This is a genomic window from Stenotrophomonas beteli, from assembly GCF_001431665.1.
Taxonomy (GTDB): Bacteria; Pseudomonadota; Gammaproteobacteria; order Xanthomonadales; family Xanthomonadaceae; genus Stenotrophomonas; species Stenotrophomonas beteli.
Genome location: NZ_LLXV01000055.1, coordinates 11,704 through 30,121 on the forward strand (window position 1 = coordinate 11,704; position 18,418 = coordinate 30,121).

General features: G+C 68.4%; 8 protein-coding genes. 5 read left to right on the forward strand and 3 right to left on the reverse strand.

The genetic code is table 11. The features are described 5' to 3' along the window. The first annotated feature begins 85 nt into the window (after positions 1-85). From glyS to ARC23_RS14100, 3 genes are all read left to right on the forward strand, one after another. On the forward strand, positions 86-2,161 hold the full coding sequence (gene glyS, locus ARC23_RS14090; protein WP_057497778.1) for a glycine--tRNA ligase subunit beta: 2,076 nt from the start codon (positions 86-88) through the stop codon (positions 2,159-2,161). Positions 2,162-2,405: 244 nt separating this feature from the next. Continuing rightward, the gene (locus ARC23_RS14095) at positions 2,406-4,202 is read left to right on the forward strand and encodes an autotransporter assembly complex protein TamA (RefSeq protein ID WP_057497779.1); all 1,797 of its coding nucleotides are present in this window, start codon (positions 2,406-2,408) and stop codon (positions 4,200-4,202) included. Next, on the forward strand, positions 4,199-8,059 hold the full coding sequence (locus ARC23_RS14100) for a translocation/assembly module TamB domain-containing protein (protein WP_057497780.1): 3,861 nt from the start codon (positions 4,199-4,201) through the stop codon (positions 8,057-8,059). The genes ARC23_RS14095 and ARC23_RS14100 overlap by 4 nt, the downstream gene beginning before the upstream one ends. A gap of 56 nt (positions 8,060-8,115) precedes the next feature. On the opposite strand, the gene ARC23_RS14105 is transcribed toward ARC23_RS14100, so the two are convergent. From ARC23_RS14105 to ARC23_RS14115, 3 genes are read right to left on the reverse strand one after another with little or no spacing between them, the layout of a single operon-like run. Then, complete coding sequence (locus tag ARC23_RS14105) at positions 8,116-9,438, reverse strand: J domain-containing protein (RefSeq protein WP_152985272.1); 1,323 nt, start codon at positions 9,436-9,438, stop codon at positions 8,116-8,118. Then, on the reverse strand, positions 9,435-10,820 hold the full coding sequence (locus ARC23_RS14110; protein ID WP_057497782.1) for a J domain-containing protein: 1,386 nt from the start codon (positions 10,818-10,820) through the stop codon (positions 9,435-9,437). The genes ARC23_RS14105 and ARC23_RS14110 overlap by 4 nt, the downstream gene beginning before the upstream one ends. Beyond that, complete coding sequence (locus ARC23_RS14115) at positions 10,817-12,505, reverse strand: molecular chaperone HscC (protein WP_057497783.1); 1,689 nt, start codon at positions 12,503-12,505, stop codon at positions 10,817-10,819. The genes ARC23_RS14110 and ARC23_RS14115 overlap by 4 nt, the downstream gene beginning before the upstream one ends. Positions 12,506-12,649: 144 nt before the next feature. Between ARC23_RS14115 and ARC23_RS14120 the strand changes: the two genes are divergently transcribed. Both ARC23_RS14120 and ARC23_RS14125 read left to right on the forward strand, forming a co-directional pair. Further along, positions 12,650-14,797, forward strand: a complete 2,148-nt coding sequence (locus ARC23_RS14120; RefSeq protein ID WP_057497784.1) for a S46 family peptidase — start codon at positions 12,650-12,652, stop codon at positions 14,795-14,797. Between the two features lie 135 nt (positions 14,798-14,932). Beyond that, complete coding sequence (locus ARC23_RS14125; protein ID WP_057497785.1) at positions 14,933-18,391, forward strand: hybrid sensor histidine kinase/response regulator; 3,459 nt, start codon at positions 14,933-14,935, stop codon at positions 18,389-18,391. Positions 18,392-18,418: the final 27 nt, after the last annotated feature.

The window sequence follows — 18,418 nt, forward strand, 5'->3', positions numbered from 1 at the left end:
CCCTCCCGTACCGACCCGCTTTTCATCCATTACCCCGGGGCGCCGGACGCGTTGCGCGCTGCGCCCCCATCACAGGATCGAACCGATGAGCCAACTGTCCCCCCTGCTGATCGAACTGGGCACCGAGGAGCTGCCGGTCAAGGCGCTGCCGGGCCTGGCCCAGGCCTTCTTCGACGGTGTTGTCGAAGGCCTGCGCACGCGCGGCGTCGCGCTGGAACTGGGCGATGCGCGCCCGCTGTCGACCCCGCGCCGGCTGGCCGTGCTGCTGCCCGGCGTGGGCCTGGAACAGCCGGAACAGCGCAGCGAAGTGCTGGGCCCGTACCTGAACATCGCGCTGGACGCCGAAGGCCAGCCGACCAAGGCCCTGCAGGGCTTCGCCGCCAAGGCCGGGATCGACTGGACCGCGCTGGAGAAGACCACCGACAACAAGGGTGAGCGCTTCGTGCACCGCGCGGTGACCCCGGGCGCACGCACCGCCAGCCTGTTGCCGGAGATCCTGCGCGAGGCGATTGCAGCGATGCCGATTCCCAAGCCGATGCGCTGGGGCGACCACACCTGGGGCTTCGCGCGCCCGGCGCACTGGCTGGTGCTGCTGCACGGTACCGAGGTGGTGGAGGCCGAACTGTTCGGCCTGCAGGCCGGCCGTGTCAGCCGTGGCCATCGCTTCCACCACGACCAGCCCGTGTCGCTGGCGCAGCCGCAGGACTATGTTGAAGCCCTGCGCGCCGCCTTCGTGCTGGTCGACCCGAGCGAGCGCCGTGCGCGCATCGTCGCCGAGGTCGAGGCCGCCGCAGGCAAGGCCGGTGGCAGCGCCCGCATCAGCGAGGACAACCTGGGGCAGGTGGTGAACCTGGTCGAGTGGCCGTCGGCGGTGCTGTGCAGCTTCGAACGTGCGTTCCTGGCGGTACCGCAGGAAGCGCTGATCGAGACGATGGAGATCAACCAGAAGTTCTTCCCGGTGCTGGATGCCGCAGGCACGCTGACCGAGAAGTTCATCGGCATCGCCAACATCGAATCGAAGGACGTGGCCGAAGTGGCCAAGGGCTACGAACGCGTGATCCGCCCGCGCTTCGCCGATGCCAAGTTCTTCTTCGACGAGGACCTGAAGCAGGGTCTGGTATCGATGGGCGAAGGCCTGAAGACGGTGACCTACCAGGCCAAGCTGGGCAGCGTGGCCGACAAGGTGGCGCGCGTGGCCACCTTGGCCGAGGTGATCGCAGCGCAGGTCGGCGCCGACGCCGCGCAGGCCAGGCGGGCTGCCGAATTGGCCAAGAACGACCTGCAATCGCGCATGGTCAACGAGTTCCCGGAACTGCAGGGCATCGCCGGTCGCCACTACGCGGTGGCCGGTGGTGAAGCAGGCGACGTGGCGCTGGCCATCGACGAGGCCTACCAGCCGCGCTTCGGTGGCGATGACATCGCGCTGTCGGCGCTGGGCAAGGTGCTGGCCATTGCCGAGCGCGTGGACACCTTGGCCGGTGGTTTCGCCGCGGGCCTGAAGCCGACCGGCAACAAGGACCCGTTCGCCCTGCGCCGCAATGCGCTGGGCCTGGCCCGCACGATCATCGAAAGCGGCTTCGAGCTGGACCTGCGCGCGCTGCTGGCCAGCGCCAACGCCGGCCTGGCCGCACGCAACGTGCAGGCCGATGTCGGCGAGCTGTACGACTTCATCCTCGACCGCCTGAAGGGCTACTACGCTGACAAGGGCGTGCCGGCCACGCACTTCAACGCCGTGGCCGAGCTGAAGCCGGCCTCGCTGTACGACTTCGATCGCCGCCTGGATGCCATCGGCACCTTCGCCACGCTGCCGGAAGCCGAGGCACTGGCCGCGGCCAACAAGCGCATCCGCAACATCCTGCGCAAGGCCGAGGGCGATATTCCGGCCCAGATCGATCCGGCGCTGCTGCAGGAAGACGCCGAGCGCGCGCTGGCCGAAGCGGTTACCGCGGCCATCGACGATACCGGCGCCAGCCTGCAGCACAAGGATTACGTCGCGGTGCTGGCGCGCCTGGCGCGCCTGCGCCCGCAGGTCGACGCGTTCTTCGACGGCGTGATGGTCAACGCCGAGGATCCGGCGCTGCGTGGCAACCGCCTGGCGCTGCTGACGCTGCTGGGCGAGCGCCTGGGCAAGGTCGCGGCGATCGAACATCTGTCGAGCTGATGCCCGTATCGGTAGTGCCGGCCGCTGGCCGGCATTGCCACCGATCTGTGGGTTGCCGGCCAGCGGCCGGCACTACCGGAACATCGCCGGCGATGTCTATCGGGGTCATTGCCGACATCGTGCACGATGCCGGCATCCTGATTGGTCGATTGAGACAATCGACACCTTGCGGCGTATTTTGACCGCCACTTAACAACCGATCCCCAATGACGTGGTGCATTTCGCATCGTCACCTCCGGTCGGTATGCTGTGCCGCATGCAGCCAAAGAACTACGCCCTGCCGCTGATGGTCCTGTCGCTGGCGGCCACCTCCGTGGCCCACGCGCGCGGCACCATCGACAAGGTGGACATCAAGGGACTGGACAAGGGCGACGACGCCGCAATCATCGAGAACATCCAGGAATCGCTGTCGCTGTACGACACGATCGGCAAGGAGCAGGGCGAATCACGCCTGGAATACCTGCTGTCGCAGGCCGAGCGGCAGACCCGCCAGGCACTGGAACCGTTCGGGTACTACAACCCGGTGATCAAGGTCGAGGCACCGCGCGAGGACGAACACGTGCGCGTGCTGATCCATGTCGACAAGGGCACCCCGGTGACCGTGCGCCGCGAGCACATCGACATCACCGGCCCGGCGATGTACGACCAGTACCTGCAGGATGACCTGGCCGCGTTCAAGCCGCGCAAGGGCCAGCGCTTCGAGCACACCCAGTACGAAGCCAGCAAGATCACCATCACCCGGCGCCTGGCCGAGCGTGGCTACTTCGACGCCGACTACACCCAGCGCCAGGTGCAGATCACCCGCGCCGACAATGCCGCCGACATCGACCTGACCTGGGACAGCGGCCGCCGCTACAACATGGGCCCGGTGCGCTTCCAGCAGGACTACTTCGTCGACAAGCTGTTCGATCCACTGGTGTACTGGGACCAGGGCAGCTACTACCACGAGGGCAAGCTGGACCGGCTGCGCGAGTCGCTGACCAAGCTGGACTACTTCAGCGTGATCGACATCCAGCCGCGCCCGGACCAGGCCGACGAGAACGGCGAAGTGCCGGTGGACGTGAAGCTGACGCGCGCCAAGCGCACCATCTACACCGCCGGCCTGAGCTACGGCAGCGAGAGCGGCCCGGGTGTGCGCGGTGGCATCGAGCGGCGCTTCCTGAACAACCGCGGGCACAAGATGAACACGCAGCTGGACTATGCGCAGAAGCGCAAGAGCCTGGTCACCAGCTACCGCATCCCCGCCTTCAACTGGCTGGACGGGTGGTATACCTTCGCCGCCAGCGCCTACGACGAACAGACCGACTACATCGACCTGCGCAACTTCAAGCTGATTGCCAGCCGCAGCGGCGAGATCAACGAGCACTGGACCGCGATCGCCTCGATCAACGCGCTGCGCGAGCGCTGGCGCTATGCGTCCGGCACCGAGTTCACCGATGCGGTCTACAACACCTCGACACTGGTGTATCCGCAGATGGTCGCCGACTACGTCAACGTCGACGACGAGATGTTCCCGCGCAAGGGCATCAGTGGAACCGCAACGATGCGCGCCGGCGTCGAGGGCGCCGGATCCGATACCAGCTTCGTGCAGGCCAACGCCGTGCTGCGCTGGTACATCCCGGTGGGTGAGAGCAACCGCCTGATCCTGCGCGGCGAAGGCGGCACCACCTGGACCAGCGACCTGGTGGCGATGCCGCCGAGCCTGCGCTACTTCGCCGGTGGTGACCGCAGCATCCGCGGCTACGCCTACCGTGAGGTCGGCCCGCGTACCCCGAAGCCGGACAAGTACGCGCTGGGTGCCAAGAACCTGGTGATCGGCTCGGCCGAGTACGAGCACTACTTCAACGGTGGCCCCTGGGGTGCGGCGGTGTTCGTCGATACCGGCAGTGCCTTCGATAACACGATTGATCTGCACACCGGCGTCGGCTTCGGCGTACGCTGGAAATCGCCGGTGGGCCCGGTGCGCATCGACGTGGCGCACGGCCTGAACAACCCGGATTCGCAGTTCCAGCTGTACCTGAACATCGGAGCGGACCTGTGAGCACGCCCGCACCGAGCCCCAACCCGAATACGCCGCCACGCGTGCGCTTCTACCGCCGCCGGCGCTTCTGGGCCTGGTCAGGCGTGGGTGTGATCGGCCTGGTGCTGCTGGCGTTGCTGGCGGTGTACTGGCTGCTGCAGACCGTAGCCGGTCGTGACGTGCTGCTGGCGCAGGTGGTGGCGCGCCTGCCGGTCGGCGCCAGCTTCACCTGGGACAAGGTGGAGGGCCCGGTGGCCGGGCCGCTGACCCTGTACAACGTCGACTTCCGTTATGACGACATCCATTTCCACGCCGAGCGTGCGCACCTGGAGCCGGACCTGCGCCCGCTGCTGGGCCGCAAGCTGCTGCTGGACAAGCTGGAGCTGACCAACGCGACCTTGAACCTGGCCAAGAGCGATGAGCCGTTCAAATTGCCGTCGTGGCCCGAGTCGCTGCCGCAGATCGAGATGCCGCTGGCCATCCAGGCCGATGTCATCGCCATCGACGGGTTCCGCATCAGCCAGGCCAACGAACCGGTGATCGACATCAGCCGCGTGCGTGGTGGCATCGAGATCGCCAACGGTGAATTCCAGGCGCGCAAGCTGGTGGTGGACAGCGACATGGGCAACTTCACTGCCCAGGGCCGTTACATCCCGGCCAACGACTATGACACCGATGTAACCGTCACCGCGGTGCTGCCCGCTCCGCGCGGGCGGACTGCGGCCACGCTTGGGCTGGTGGCGCGCGGCGACCTTGCGCACATGGAAGTGGCCCTGGCTGGGCGTGCGCCCAGGCCGTTGCACGCGATGCTGGTGTTCGACGGGCGTACCGATCCGACCTGGAACGCCAGCGTGCGTAGCGATGAGCTGGACCTGGCGCTGCTGTCGCCGGCGCTGGCGAGCTCGGCGATCGCGCCGCTGGCGTTGGATTTCACCGCGTCCGGCAAGGGCGGTAACGCCAACCTGCACGGCAGGGTGAAGCAGGGTGAGCAGGAACTGGAGCTGGCGCCATCGGTGGTGTCGCTGCAGGACCAGGTGCTGAAGGTATCGCCGTTGGTGGTGAAGGGCCTGGGGGGCGAAGCACGCCTGGAAGGCACCGCCGATTTCAGCAAGGAAGACCAGCAGACGCTCGATTTCTCGGTGGTGGCGCACGATCTGACCTACGTGCCGGCGCCCGACCCGAATACCGCCGGCAGCGCGCCGGTGCCGGTGACGCTGAAGGAAGCGCGCTTCGGCCTGGCCGGTACTCTCAAGGCGTGGGCGGCGATCGGTCGCGCCGATGTCGAACGTGATGCACAGAAGGCGCAGCTGCGCTTCGACGTGCGTGGCAACGACCAGGCGGCGTCGATCCACCAGTTGCAGGCGCAGACGCCGGGCGGCCAGCTGCAGGTGGAGGGCCAGGTGGCGTGGGCGCCGCAGCTGGATTGGGACGCCAAGGCCACGCTGAAGGACTTCGATCCCGGCTATTTCGTGCCGGGCTGGAACGGCCGCCTGTCCGGCAACCTGGCGTCCAAGGGCCGCCAGCTGCCGCCGCCGGCCAATGCGCCGCCGGGAACCGCCGGCACGCTGGAGGCCACGGTCGATCTGCCGTCGCTGAAGGGCATCCTGCGCCAGCGCAACCTCGACGCCCAGGGCAAGTTCGCGCTGCAGGGCGCGCAGGGCCAGGGTGAGCTGAAACTGGCGCTGGGCAGCAGCCGGGTGACCGCATCGGGCAAGGTCGGCGACCGCCTCGACATCGATGCGCGATTCGAACCGTTGCAGCTGAGTGATCTGCTGCCGGGCGCCGATGGCGGCCTGCGTGGCCGGGTGCAGGTGAAGGGGCCGCGTGACGCGCCGGACATCACCGCCGACCTGGTCGGCAACAACCTCAACTGGGATGGCTACGGCGCCGAGAGCGTGAGCATCAAGGGCCATCTGCCGTGGCGCGGCGACAGCGGCACGCTGGCGGTGCAGGGCCAACAGGTCAATGCCGGCATGCTGCTGGAACGACTCAACATCGATGCGCAGGGCAGCGTGTCCAACCTGCGGCTGGCCGCGCAGACCCGCAATGAAATGGGCGCGATCGAGCTGCAGGGCAGCGTGCGCCAGCAGGGCACGCAGTGGCGCGGCGAGCTGGCGTCGCTGCGCATCGCACCGGTGAAGGGCGATGCCTGGTCATTACGTGCCCCGGCGGCGTTCGCGATCAATGGCAGCACCTACACCCTGTCCGAAGCCTGCCTGGCCGCCGCCAGCAGCGGCGCGTTGTGCGCACAGGCGAACTGGCCGCGCGAGGGCCTGGTGGTGCGCAGTGACGCGTTGCCGCTGGCGCTGGTGCAACCGTGGCTGCCGCCGCAGTCCGGCCGCCGCATCAACCTGCGCGGTGAGATCAGCCTGGACGCGCAGATCCGCCCGCGCGGCAACGCCTGGGAAGGCCATGTGGAAGTGCGCTCGAAGGAAGGCGGCATCCGCCTCGGCGAGAGCCGCGTCACGGTCGGTGATACCACCCGTGGCGAGCTGGTGCGCTATGACCAGTTCTCGTTGAAGCTGGACATGACCCCGGCCAGCATCAAGGGCTACCTGGGCATGGGCTTCCAGGGCAATGGCTTCGTCGACGCGAAGATGCAGACCGGCTGGGAAGCCAGCGCGCCGTTGAATGGCGAGCTTTACCTCAACATGTCGCGGCTGTACTGGCTGGAGCTGTTCTCGCCGGACATCGTGCGCCCGACCGGCCTGATCGAAGGCCACGTCAGCCTGCGCGGCACGCGCGGCCAGCCATCGCTGGGCGGTGATGCGCAGCTGAGCAACTTCAAGGGCGAGTTCCCGGCGCTGGGCCTGACCTTCGACCAGGGCAAGGGCAGCTTCGTGGCCCAGCCGGATGGTTCGGCCAAGATCACCGCACAGGCCAACTCCGGCCAGGGCACGCTGTATGTGGATGGGGGCCTGTCGTGGTTCGGCGATGCCCAGCCGCTGCAGCTGAAGATCCATGGCGAGAATGTGCTGCTGTCCAACACCAGCGAACTGCGCATCGTCGCCAACCCCAATCTCGACTTCACCCTGGCCAAGGCAGCGATGGAGCTGCGTGGAACCGTGCATGTGCCCGAGGCCGACATCGATCTCGAACGCCTGGACCGCGGTACCTCGGTGTCTGAAGACGTGGTGGTGCTCGACCCGGTCGATCCGGAAGAATCGCGCACCTCGCCGCTGGACATGGACCTGACGGTAAGCCTCGGCGACAAGGTGAAGATGAGCGGTTTCGGCCTGAAGGGTGCGCTGACCGGCAAGATGCAGGTGTGGGCCAAGCCCGGCCGCGAGATGACCGCCAACGGCGGCCTGGAAGTGAGCGGGCGCTACAAGGCGTACGGGCAGGACCTGACCATCACCCGCGGCAACCTCACCTGGAACTACAACGCGGTGTCCGACCCGCGCATCAACATCCGTGCCGAGCGCCGGATCGGCGATGTCACTGCCGGCATCGATGTGACCGGGCGTGCGCAGCAGCCGCGCGCGGACGTGTGGTCCGATCCGGCGATGTCGCAGTCCGAGGCCCTGGCCTACCTGGTGCTCGGCCGCAGCCTGACCGGTGCCAGCAGCGACCAGGCGCAGCAGGTCAACGCGGCCTCGGCAGCCCTCTCGGCCGGTAGCGGGCTGCTGGCCTCGCAGCTGGGTGCCAAGCTGGGCCTGGACGACGCCGGCGTGAGCCAGTCACGCGCGCTGGGCGGCTCGGTGATCGGCGTGGGCAAGTACATCTCGCCCAAGCTGTACGTGGGTTACGGCGTGTCGCTGGTCGGCGCCGGTTCGGTGATCACGCTGAAGTACCTGCTGCGCCGCGGCTTCGACGTGGAAGTGGAATCGAGCACGGTGGAAAACCGTGGCTCGATCAACTGGCGTCGGGAGAAGTGACCCGCTCGGGGTCGGCCCTTTCGTTGAAAGATGGCCGACCCCATCGCCAGCCGCGGCTAGCGGTTGAACCAGCGCAGCTCGTCGCGGTGTTCGTGCAGGTCCTTCACCCAGTAGACCAGGGCGATGACCAGCGCGGGCACGATCAGCACAATCGCCACCACCACGCCGCAGGATGGCGCGTCCTGTTCCATTGGGCTGCACCGTCGCAGGAAGCGCTGGCGGGCGATCCGCAGCACGGCACCGCTGGCGATGATCAACAGGACCAGCGGACCGACCGGAACCCCGGTCGTGAAACGCAGTGCCAGGTGGAGCGCTCCCATCCCCGCAGCGACCGCCAGCGGAATGGTCAGGATGCGCAGCCCCGGCAGGACGGTGGTGGCATGCTCCGGCAGTGACTGCCAGCGGATGATCGCGCGCGTGGCGTGGGACGCAAACCACAGCCCCGGAACCAGCAGCACGGCAGCGGCGATGATCAGCGCCGCGCGCTGGCCGCCGTCCAGCGTGCCATCGGCCGAAGCCGGCAGCGGCCAGCTGGCGACCACGGCCCAGGTGCAGATCAGCCCGAGGACCATCGCGGCCAGCAGGGCGCGCAGGGCGCCGGACTGCCAATGGATGGCATCGCTCTCGCGACCGAAACGTGACCAGAACGCGACCTGCCCTGCATCCAGGCCGGGCGGGAGGCGCAGGTCATGCCAGTAGCCCAGCGCCGCCAGCAGGCTGAGCGCCTGGTGTGCGCGCGACGGCTGCAGGGTGCTCAGCAGGTTGCGCCAGGCCGGGCGCGCCTCGCGCAGGCTGGGAAGCACATCGCTTCCAGGCACCAGCAGGCTGTCGCTGATGCCCGAATAGCGGATCGCCAGCGCCTCCGCACCGGCCGGTGACAGCAACCAGTGTTGCTCGCAGCGGCGCGCCACCGCCTCCAGCCGTTGCATGTCCCAGTGCCGCACCGGGTCATCCCAGCCGAAACACTCGCTGAGCGCGTCGAAGGTGCTGCGCGGCAGAGCCGGTTCGTCCGCCACCAGCCGCTGCAGCACGGCGTGGCCGATGCGCTGCTTGCCGTGCAGGGACCAGAGCTCCGGCTGCTGCTGCAGCGACTGCTGCAGCAGAGCCGCGTTGCCCTGGCAGGCCAGCGCGAGCAGCTGCGCGGCGACGGCCTCGGCGTCCACTGTATCCGTCGGTGCCTGCGTCGGGAGGTTTGCCGCAGGCGGCGCTGCATCCCCGCCCTGTTGCGCCAGCGCCGCCTGGTAGGCCTGGTAAAGCCGCTGAAACGCCACCGGGTCATCTTCGGGCCGGGTGACCCGCAGCCGCCGCGCATATGCGCGCTTGATGGCGCGTTCGTCGGCGTCGGCCTCCAGCCCCAGCAGCGTCATCCAATCGCTCATGGCCGGCGCCACACCTGGGTCCAGGCATCGCGCGCCCACAATGCCACTGCGAGTGCGACCGGCAGTTCGGCGTAGGTCATGCCCAGGATGAGCAGCTTCAGGAACGGCACCACCGATAGCAGCAGCCATCCATTGAACTGGATCTGCAGCTGGCTGCGCCGCCACCAGCGCCACACGGACAGGCCCAGGACCGGCCAGGCGAGCAGGGTGCCGGCAGTGCGCAGCTCCAGGCCGTGGATCAGCACGATGGCCACGATCGCCAGCAGCGGAATCGGCAGCAGTGCCGCGAGCGCCGATCGATGCGGCTGTTCCTGCTGCACCTGCCAGTGCAGGAAAGTCTGCACCGCAGGGGCAAGCGCGCCCAGCAGCACCAGCGCCAGCGCGGCGAACAGCGCGACCCGTGCGTAGGTGGCCAACGGATGGATGCCGGCAACACTGTGGGCTATGGCCATCTGGCCCAACACGCCTACGGACAGCACCAGCAACGCTGCGATCAGCGCGCACGCGACACCGCGCAGCAGTCCCTGCAGCCAGCGCTCGCGGTTCAGGCGGTGCATCGCGCCGATGTCGCGCCAGAACGCGATCTGGCGGGCCTGCAGCGGTGCCGGCACTGATGTGCCGTCATCGATGCCCAGTGCATCCAGGGTCTGGTTGAGGTCGCGCCCGCGCTGGGGCGACAAGGAGGTGAGCAGCGCTTGCCAGTGATTCCAGGGACGCGACAGCCAAGCCATGTGCTCGCGGGCCGCAGCGGGTGGGCTCGGTAATCCGCAGCGCTGCAGCAGTTCGGCCAGGCGGTGGTGGTTGCCCGGCTGCACCACCCAGTGGCGGTGCATCTGCAAGCGCTGCGCATCCAGTGCATAGGGATCCACGCTGCTGCCGATCTCGTCCCAGCCGAACAATTCGGCCAGCACATCGAGGTTGTCGGCCTGAACCGGCTCGGTGCCGGTGAACAGCGCATCCAGCAGCGCGTCACCGATCCACGCCTTCCACTGCAGCGGCCACAGTTCCGGCTGCTGCGCCAGCCAGGCCTGCAGCGCTTCCGGTTCCTGCTGCACGGCCTCGGTCAGGATGCGGCCAGCGATGGCCTCCACGTCCACGCGCTGGCCGGACTGCACCTGGTCATCCACCTGCGGACCGGCATCCTCAATGGCCAGCACCGTCGGCGGCAGCGGCGCTTCCGGTCCGCTGCCGGGCCCGGGGGCCTCCTCGGCGGTGCGCCCTCTCGCCCATGCCAGCGCGGCCTGGTAGGCCTCGTGCAGCTGCTGGAAGGCGACCAGATCGTCCTCCGGGCGGGTCACCCGCAGGCGCTGCGCGTAGGCCCGCTTGATCGCACGTTCGTCGGCATCCCGGTCCAGCGCCAGCGCGTCCAGGCCCCAGCTCATGCATCGCGCTCCAGCCTGTCCAGCGCCTGCGACAGCTCGCGGCGCTGCTGCTCGATGTGGTGCAGGTCCTGGCCCTCCAGCGCGTGGCGGAACTGCAGCAGCCAGCCCTGCAGCGTGTCGCGTTGATCAATGAACTCCTCGTACAGGCGTTCGGCGCGGGCCACCACGGCCAGGTTCTGCTGGGCGTCGCGCGGATGGATCTTCAGGTCCTGCAGGGCCTGGAGGCGCTGCTGGATCTCCTCGGGCGACAGCAGGCCCGGGTTCTGTTCCAGGATCAGCTCGTGGCGCAGGCCCGTGGCATCCTCGGTGACCTCCACCTGCAGCAGGCCGTTGATGTCGTAGGTGAAGCGGGTGGTGATGCCGCGTTGTTCCATCGGCGCACGACGGGTCAGCGGCACGCGCAGCTCGCCCAGCTTGATGTTGCGGTCCACGGTCGGGCTTTCGCCCTGGTAGATGTCGATCACGACTTCGCGCTGGCTCTCGTGGATCGGGAAGAACTGATCCTCGCGGCTGACCGGCACCACGCTGTTGCGCTGGATGATGGGATGGAAATAGCCGCTGCGCGACTGCCCGTCGGCGGTGCGGCGCGATACCTGGGTACCCAGTGTGTAGGGACAGACGTCGGTCAGCACCACTTCGCGCAGGGCCTGGTTGCGTCCCTTCAGGCCGGCAGCGACGGTGGCGCCCAGGGCGATGGCATGGTCCGGGTGGACATGGCGCAGCGGCAGCCGGCCGAACATGCGGGTGGCCAGGCGGCTGACCATGGGCATGCGCACCGCACCGCCTACCAGCACGATGTCGTCCAGGGCGTCCGGCTGCAGCCGCGCATCGCGGATTGCCCGCTCGATCGGGCCGCGCATGCGCTGCAGCAGGGGATCGCACAGCCGGGCAAATCCGGCCTCGTCCAGTTCCCAGCGCAGCCTGCGCTCGCCCAGGGTCAGTTCCAGCGTACTGCTGCCGTTGTGGCTCAGCTCGCGCTTGAAGCGTTCCAGCTGGCGCAGCAGCTGCGCCTTCTCGCTGTCGGCCAGGGTGGACAGGTCCAGGCGCTGGTCGGCCAGCAGGGCATCCAGCAGCACGCGCGAGAAATCCTCGCCGCCAAGGAAATTGTCGCCGGCACTGGCATGCACTTCGATCACGCCGTCGAACAGCTCCAGAATCGACACATCGAAGGTGCCACCGCCCAGGTCCAGCACCAGGACCCGGCCTTCGCCCTCGCGCTGCTGCAGGCCATAGGCCAGCGCGGCGGCGGTGGGTTCGTTGATCAGGCGCTCCACGCGGATGCCGGCCAGTTCGCCGGCGGTGCGCGTGGCCTTGCGTTGCGCATCGGAGAAGTACGCCGGCACGCTGATCACCGCTTCTTCCACCTTCTGCCCCAGGGCGGCCTCGGCGTCGGCCAGCAACGAGCGCAGCACCAGCGCCGACAGTTCCTCGGGACGGAAGCTGCGGTCGCCCAGGCGGGTCTGCCGGTCGGTGCCCATCCAGCGCTTGAAGTTCGCCACGCTGTGCGCCGGATGGCTGACCAGGCGGTCGCGCGCCGGCTGCCCGACCAGCACCGCGCCATCGGCCAGGCTGACCACCGAGGGCGTCAGCAGCTCGCCGTGTGCATTGGGGAACAGTCGACCGCCGCCGGACTCGTAGATGCCCACCAGCGAATGGGTGGTGCCCAGGTCGATGCCGACGATCATGCTGCTTCCCTGACTGCATGTGATGGAACGGCGATTGTAGGCCGACAACCCGGCCGATGAACGCGCCACCCCAACCATCGGCCGTTGCCCCATCGGTCCCCAGCGGCTATGGTCCCGGGCTGTTCTGTACTGCCGGAAACGCCGATGTCTGCCCGTAAAACCCTTCCTGCCGCCCTGGCCCTGGGCCTGACCCTCGCCGCCGGCGCCCACGCCGATGAAGGCATGTGGATGCCGACCCAGCTGCCGCAGCTGGCCAAGCCGCTGCAGGCGGCGGGCTTCAAGGGCAATCCGGCCGACCTGGCCAACGTCACCGCGCCGCCGCTGAGCGCGGTGGTGCGTGCCGGTGGCGGCACCGGCTCCTTTGTGTCCGCCGACGGCCTGCTGCTGACCAACCACCACGTGGCGATGGGCGTGATCCAGTACAACAGCTCGCCCGAGCACAACCTGATCGACAACGGCTTCATCGCCAATGGCCGCGCCGACGAACGCCCGGCCAACCCGGATTTCCGTGTGCTGGTCACCGTCGGCTTCGACAAGGTGACCGACCAGGTGCTGGCACAGGCGCGTGGCAAGACCGGCCGTGCCTACTTCGATGCGGTGGATGCGGCCAGCAAGCAGATCGTGGCCGAGTGCGAGAAGGACGGCAGCGTGCGCTGCTCGGTGGCCAACATGTACTACGGCACCGATTTCTACCGTATCGCCCAGCTGGAACTGAGCGACGTGCGCCTGGTGTATGCGCCGCCGCGTGCGATCGGCAACTACGGCGATGAGATCGACAACTTCATGTGGCCGCGCCACACCGGCGACTTCACCCTGCTGCGCGCCTACGTCGGCAAGGACGGCAAGCCGGCCGCCTACAGCAAGGACAACGTGCCCTACCAGGCGCCGGCGCACCTGCAGATGTCGGTGGAAGGCCCGAAGGAAGGCGACTACGCGATGCTGGCCGGTTACCCGGGCATCACCTACCGCCACCGCACCGCGGCCGAATTCGCCGGCCAGATCGATAGCGTGCTGCCGCGCCGGGTGTCGGTGTTCCAGCAGATGATCGACACCATCGAGGCCGCCAGCGCCAAGGATGCGCAGGCGCGCACCCGCTACGCCTCGCAGCTGCAGTCGCTGAAGAACAACCGCAAGCGCGCCGCCGGTGAGCTGGAGGGCCTGCTGCGCAGCGATGCCAAGGCGCAGCGTGCCGCCGACGAGACGGCGATGCTGGCCGCCACCGAACGCAAATACCAGGGCGACATCAAGGCGTTGCTGGCCAACCTGTCGCAGGGCGCGGCGGTGGGCGAGCGTGACCTGCTGCTGGAGCAGATGGCCGCGCAGACCCAGTTGCTGCGCTCGGCCCTGCTGCTGGAGCGCCTGCGCATCGAATCGGCCAAGCCGGACGCACAGCGCGAGAGCGGCTACCAGCAGCGCGACCAGGCGATGATCGAAGGCGTGCTCAAGCAGGTGCAGCGCCGCTACGCGCCGGAGGTCGAGAAGGCCCTGCTGACCACCCTGCTGAGCCGTTACCAGCAGCTGCCGGACGCGCAGCGCGTGGCCGAGTTCGACGCCGCCTTCGGCCGCACCCCGGTCCAGCTGGCCAAGGCGCTGGACACCCTGTACGCCGGCACCCAGCTGGGCGACGAGTCGCAGCGCCTGTCCCGTTTCGCCGCCGCGCGCGAAGGCAAGGCACTGGCCGCCGACCCGCTGATCGCCGTGGCCGGCCCGCTGGTGGCCGCGCAGCTGCGCATCGAGAACGAGAGCAAGACCCGCGAAGGCGAGCAGCTGCGCCTGCGCCCGGCCTACATGCAGGCGCTGTTCGCCTGGCGCGCCAAGCAGGGCCGCGCGGTGTACCCGGATGCCAACCGCACCCTGCGCATCAGCTATGGCAAGGTCGAGGCACTGCACCCGCGCGATGGCGTGACCTACTCGCCGGTGACCACCGTGGCCGGCATCGTCGAGAAGAACACCAACGCCTACCCGTTCGATGCGCCCAAGCCGCTGCTGGCAGCCATCGCCAAGGGTGACTTCGGCAGCACCGCCGACCCGGCGCTGAAGACCCAGACGGTCAACTTCCTGACCAACCTGGACACCACCGGCGGCAACTCGGGTTCGCCGGTGCTCAACGCCAAGGGCGAACTGATCGGCCTGAACTTCGACAGCAACTGGGAGTCGGTCAGCGCCAGCTGGTGGTTCGACCCGCGCTACAAGCGTGCCGTGCACGTGGACATGCGCTACCTGCGCTGGCTGCTGGCCAAGGTCTACCCGGCGCCGGAACTGCTGAAGGAAATGGGCGTGCCGGCCCAGTAAGAAGCCGGCCACGACCCACGGTCGTGGCCCGCACCGCGTAGGCCCCCACCTTGGTGGGGGTGGTTGCCCCCAACGAGCCCGCACCGCCGGCCACGCCTGGCCTACACTGCGGGTTCTTCCGACGGAAACGCACGCGTGGTCTCCAGCTGGATCCTGCTGCTGGTCTCGGTTGCCTATGCCGCGCTGCTGTTCGGCGTGGCGTGGTGGGGCGACCGCCGGCCGATGTACCCCGACCGGCCGTGGCTGCGGCCGGTGGTCTACAGCCTGGCACTGGCCGTGTACTGTTCGTCGTGGACCTTCTACGGCGCGGTCGGTACCGCCGTGCGCAACGGCGTGGGCTACCTGCCGATCTACATCGGCCCGTTGCTGCTGCTGCTGTTTGGCTGGCGCATCATCGAGCGCCTGGCGCTCATCGCGCGCAGCCAGAACGTGGTCTCAATCGCCGACTTCATCTCCTCGCGCTTCGGCCGCTCGCGGCGGCTGGCGGCGCTGGTGGCGATCATCGCGCTGATCGGCATCATTCCGTACCTGGCGCTGCAGTACAAGGCAGTGGCGATGAGCCTGCAGGTGCTGACCGGCAACACCGGCCCGACAGGCTTCTTCACCGATCCGGCGCTGTACGTGGCGCTGCTGATGGCGCTGTTTGCCACCCTGTTCGGTACTCGCCAGGTCGATGCCACCGAGCACCACCACGGCATGATGCTGGCCATTGCCTTCGAATCGGTGATCAAGCTGCTGGCGATGCTGGCCGTGGGCGTGTTCGCCTACCTGTGGCTGAGCAACCGCACCGATGCGGTGGTCCAGTCGGTGCATACGCTGTTCACCGGCCTGCCGCCGGTGGGCTTCATCTCGCAGACGCTGCTCAGTTTCCTCGCCATCATCTGCCTGCCGCGCCAGTTCCACGTGGCCGTGGTCGAATGCGGTGATGTGCGCGACGTGCGCCGCGCGCGCTGGATGTTCGGTGGTTACCTGGTGCTGATCTCGGCCATGGTGTTGCCGATCGCCACCGCGGGCGTGACCCTGTTCGGCACCGGCGGCAGCGTCGCTGACGATTCGATGGTGCTGGCCCTGCCGCTGGCCGAAGGCCGCAATGCGCTGGCGCTGATTGCCTATGTGGGCGGCTTCTCGGCGGCCACCGGCATGGTCATCGTGTCGTCCATCGCGCTGGCGACCATGGTCAGCAACGATCTGGTGATGCCGGTGCTGCTGCGCCGGAGCGGCGACCACCAGGAGGCGGCCGACGTCGCCTCGCGCGTGCTGTGGATCCGCCGCCTGGCGATCCTGCTGCTGGCGCTGATGGCCTACAGCTACTACCGCACCAGCAGCAACGACAGCACGCTGGCCTCGTATGGCCTGATGGCGTTCGCGGCGGTAGCGCAGTTCGCGCCCGGCCTGATCGGCGGCCTGTACTGGCGCGGTGCCAGTCGTCGCGGCGTCGAGGTAGGCATGCTGCTGGGCTTTGCCACCTGGCTGTACACCCTGTTGCTGCCGGCGATGACCATGGCCGGCTGGGTGGACGCCGGCTGGGTGCAGCACGGGCCGTTCGGCATCGAGTGGCTGCGCCCGCAGCAGCTGTTCGGCATGACCGGCTGGGATCCGCTGACCCATGGCACGTTCTGGTCGCTGCTGGTCAACGCGGCGACGATGATGCTGGTGTCTGCGCGCTGGCGGCCCGGCGTGGACGAACGCCTGCGTGCCGCGCCGTTCCTCGATCCCTATGCCGAGCGCCCGTCGGTGGCCGGTGGCTGGCCCGGCCACGTACATGTGGGCGACCTGCTGGCGCTGGCCTCGCGCGTGGTCGGCGAACGCCATGCGCGGCGTTCGTTCTTCGAGCAGGCGCAGTCGCTGGGTCGCGAGCTGCAATCCTCCGCGCCCGCCGACCGGCCGTGGGTGCAGTTCACAGAGCGCCTGCTGGCCGCCTCGATCGGCGCGGCTTCCGCACGCCTGCTGCTGACCAGCCTGCTGCGGGGTTCGGGCATGGACCTGGGCGAAGTGGTGGCGGTGCTGGACGAAGCCGGGCAGGAACTGCGCTTCAACCGCGAGATCCTGTCGACCACGCTGGAGAACATCAGCGCCGGGGTCAGCGTGGTCGATCCTGACATGCGCCTGACCGCTTGGAACCGCCGTTACCAGGACATGTTCGGCTACCCCGACGGCATGCTCTACGTGGGCCGCCCGGTGGCCGACCTGATCCGCTACAACGCCGAGCGCGGCGAGCTGGGCGAGGGCGATATCGAAGTGCAGATCAACCGTCGCATCGGTTACATGCGCGCCGGTTCGCCGCACGTGTTCGAGCGCACCCGCAGCGACGGCAAGGTGATCGAGATGCGCGGCCAGGCGCTGCCCGGCGGCGGTTACGTGACCAGCTACAACGACATCACCGACTACAAGCACGCGGAAAAAGCCCTGCTGGAAGCCAACGAGACGCTGGAACAGCGCGTGGCCGAACGCTCGCATGAGGCCGAGGTCGCGCAGCAGTCGAAGACGCGCTTCCTGGCCGCGATCAGCCACGACGTGCTGCAGCCATTGAATGCGGCGCGCCTGTTTGCTTCGGCGCTGCGCGACAGCGATCACGTGAGCGACGAGCAGAAGCACCTGGCCGAGCGCGTGGATGCATCGCTGCGCGCGGCCGAAGAACTGCTTGATGGCCTGCTGGACGTTTCGCGGCTGGATGCCGGTGGCCTGCACCCGGTGATCGGCGAGTTCGATGTGAGCGCGCTGATGCGTGAACTGGCCGCGCAGTACACGCCGGTTGCCGCGGGTCGCGGACTGCGCCTGGACCTGTTCGCGCGCCCGGCCTGGGTGCGCAGCGATCGCCGCCTGCTGCGCCGCGTACTGCAGAACTTCCTGGCCAATGCACTGCGCTATACCCGCCAGGGCCGCATCGTGCTGGCCGTGCGCCAGCGCGGCGACGAGGTGGAACTGCAGGTGTGGGATACCGGCCCCGGCATTCCCGAACACCACATGCGGCAGATCTTCGACGAGTTCCACCGTTACCAGCAGCCGTTCGACTGGGGCGAGCAGGGGTTGGGCCTGGGCCTGTCGATTTGCCAGCGCATCTCGCGCCTGCTCGACCATCGCCTCAATGCACGCAGCCGGGTTGGCAGCGGCTCGATGTTCTCGATCATCCTGCCACGGGTTGCGCCCTTGCCCGGCTACACCGAGCCTGCCAAGGCGACCCAGGCCGTGGCCACACCGGTGCGCAGCGATTCGCTGGCGGGCCTGCGGGTGCTGTGCGTGGACAACGACGAGGAGATCCTCGACGGCATGCGCGCGCTGCTCGGCCGTTGGCAGGTGCAGGTGATCACTGCTGCCACCGTTGACCAGGCCCTGGAGAAGATCGCCGAGCGGCCGCAGGTGATGCTGGTGGACTACCACCTGCACGATCGCATGGATGGCCTGGATGCGCTGGTGGCGCTGCGCGAGGCGGCCGGTTACCCGCTGCCGGGTGCGCTGCTGACCGCCGATGGGCGTGACGAGTTGAAGCGGATGGCACGCGACCGTGGCTACCGCGTGCTGACCAAGCCGATCAAGCCAGCCTCGCTGCGCGCCTTCCTCGGCGCGCTGCGCGATGCAGGCAACAGCGATGCCTGATTGGCAACTGTAGAGCCGAGCCCATGC

What these genes read in the sequence shown, in the direction of transcription:
- glyS (WP_057497778.1), top strand. Translation starts at nt 86, where the DNA reads ATGAGCCAACTGTCCCCCCTGCTGATCGAACTGGGCACCGAGGAGCTG.
- ARC23_RS14095 (WP_057497779.1), top strand. Translation starts at nt 2,406, where the DNA reads ATGCTGTGCCGCATGCAGCCAAAGAACTACGCCCTGCCGCTGATGGTC.
- ARC23_RS14105 (WP_152985272.1), bottom strand. Translation starts at nt 9,438, where the DNA reads ATGAGCGATTGGATGACGCTGCTGGGGCTGGAGGCCGACGCCGACGAA.
- ARC23_RS14110 (WP_057497782.1), bottom strand. Translation starts at nt 10,820, where the DNA reads ATGAGCTGGGGCCTGGACGCGCTGGCGCTGGACCGGGATGCCGACGAA.
- ARC23_RS14115 (WP_057497783.1), bottom strand. Translation starts at nt 12,505, where the DNA reads ATGATCGTCGGCATCGACCTGGGCACCACCCATTCGCTGGTGGGCATC.
- ARC23_RS14120 (WP_057497784.1), top strand. Translation starts at nt 12,650, where the DNA reads ATGTCTGCCCGTAAAACCCTTCCTGCCGCCCTGGCCCTGGGCCTGACC.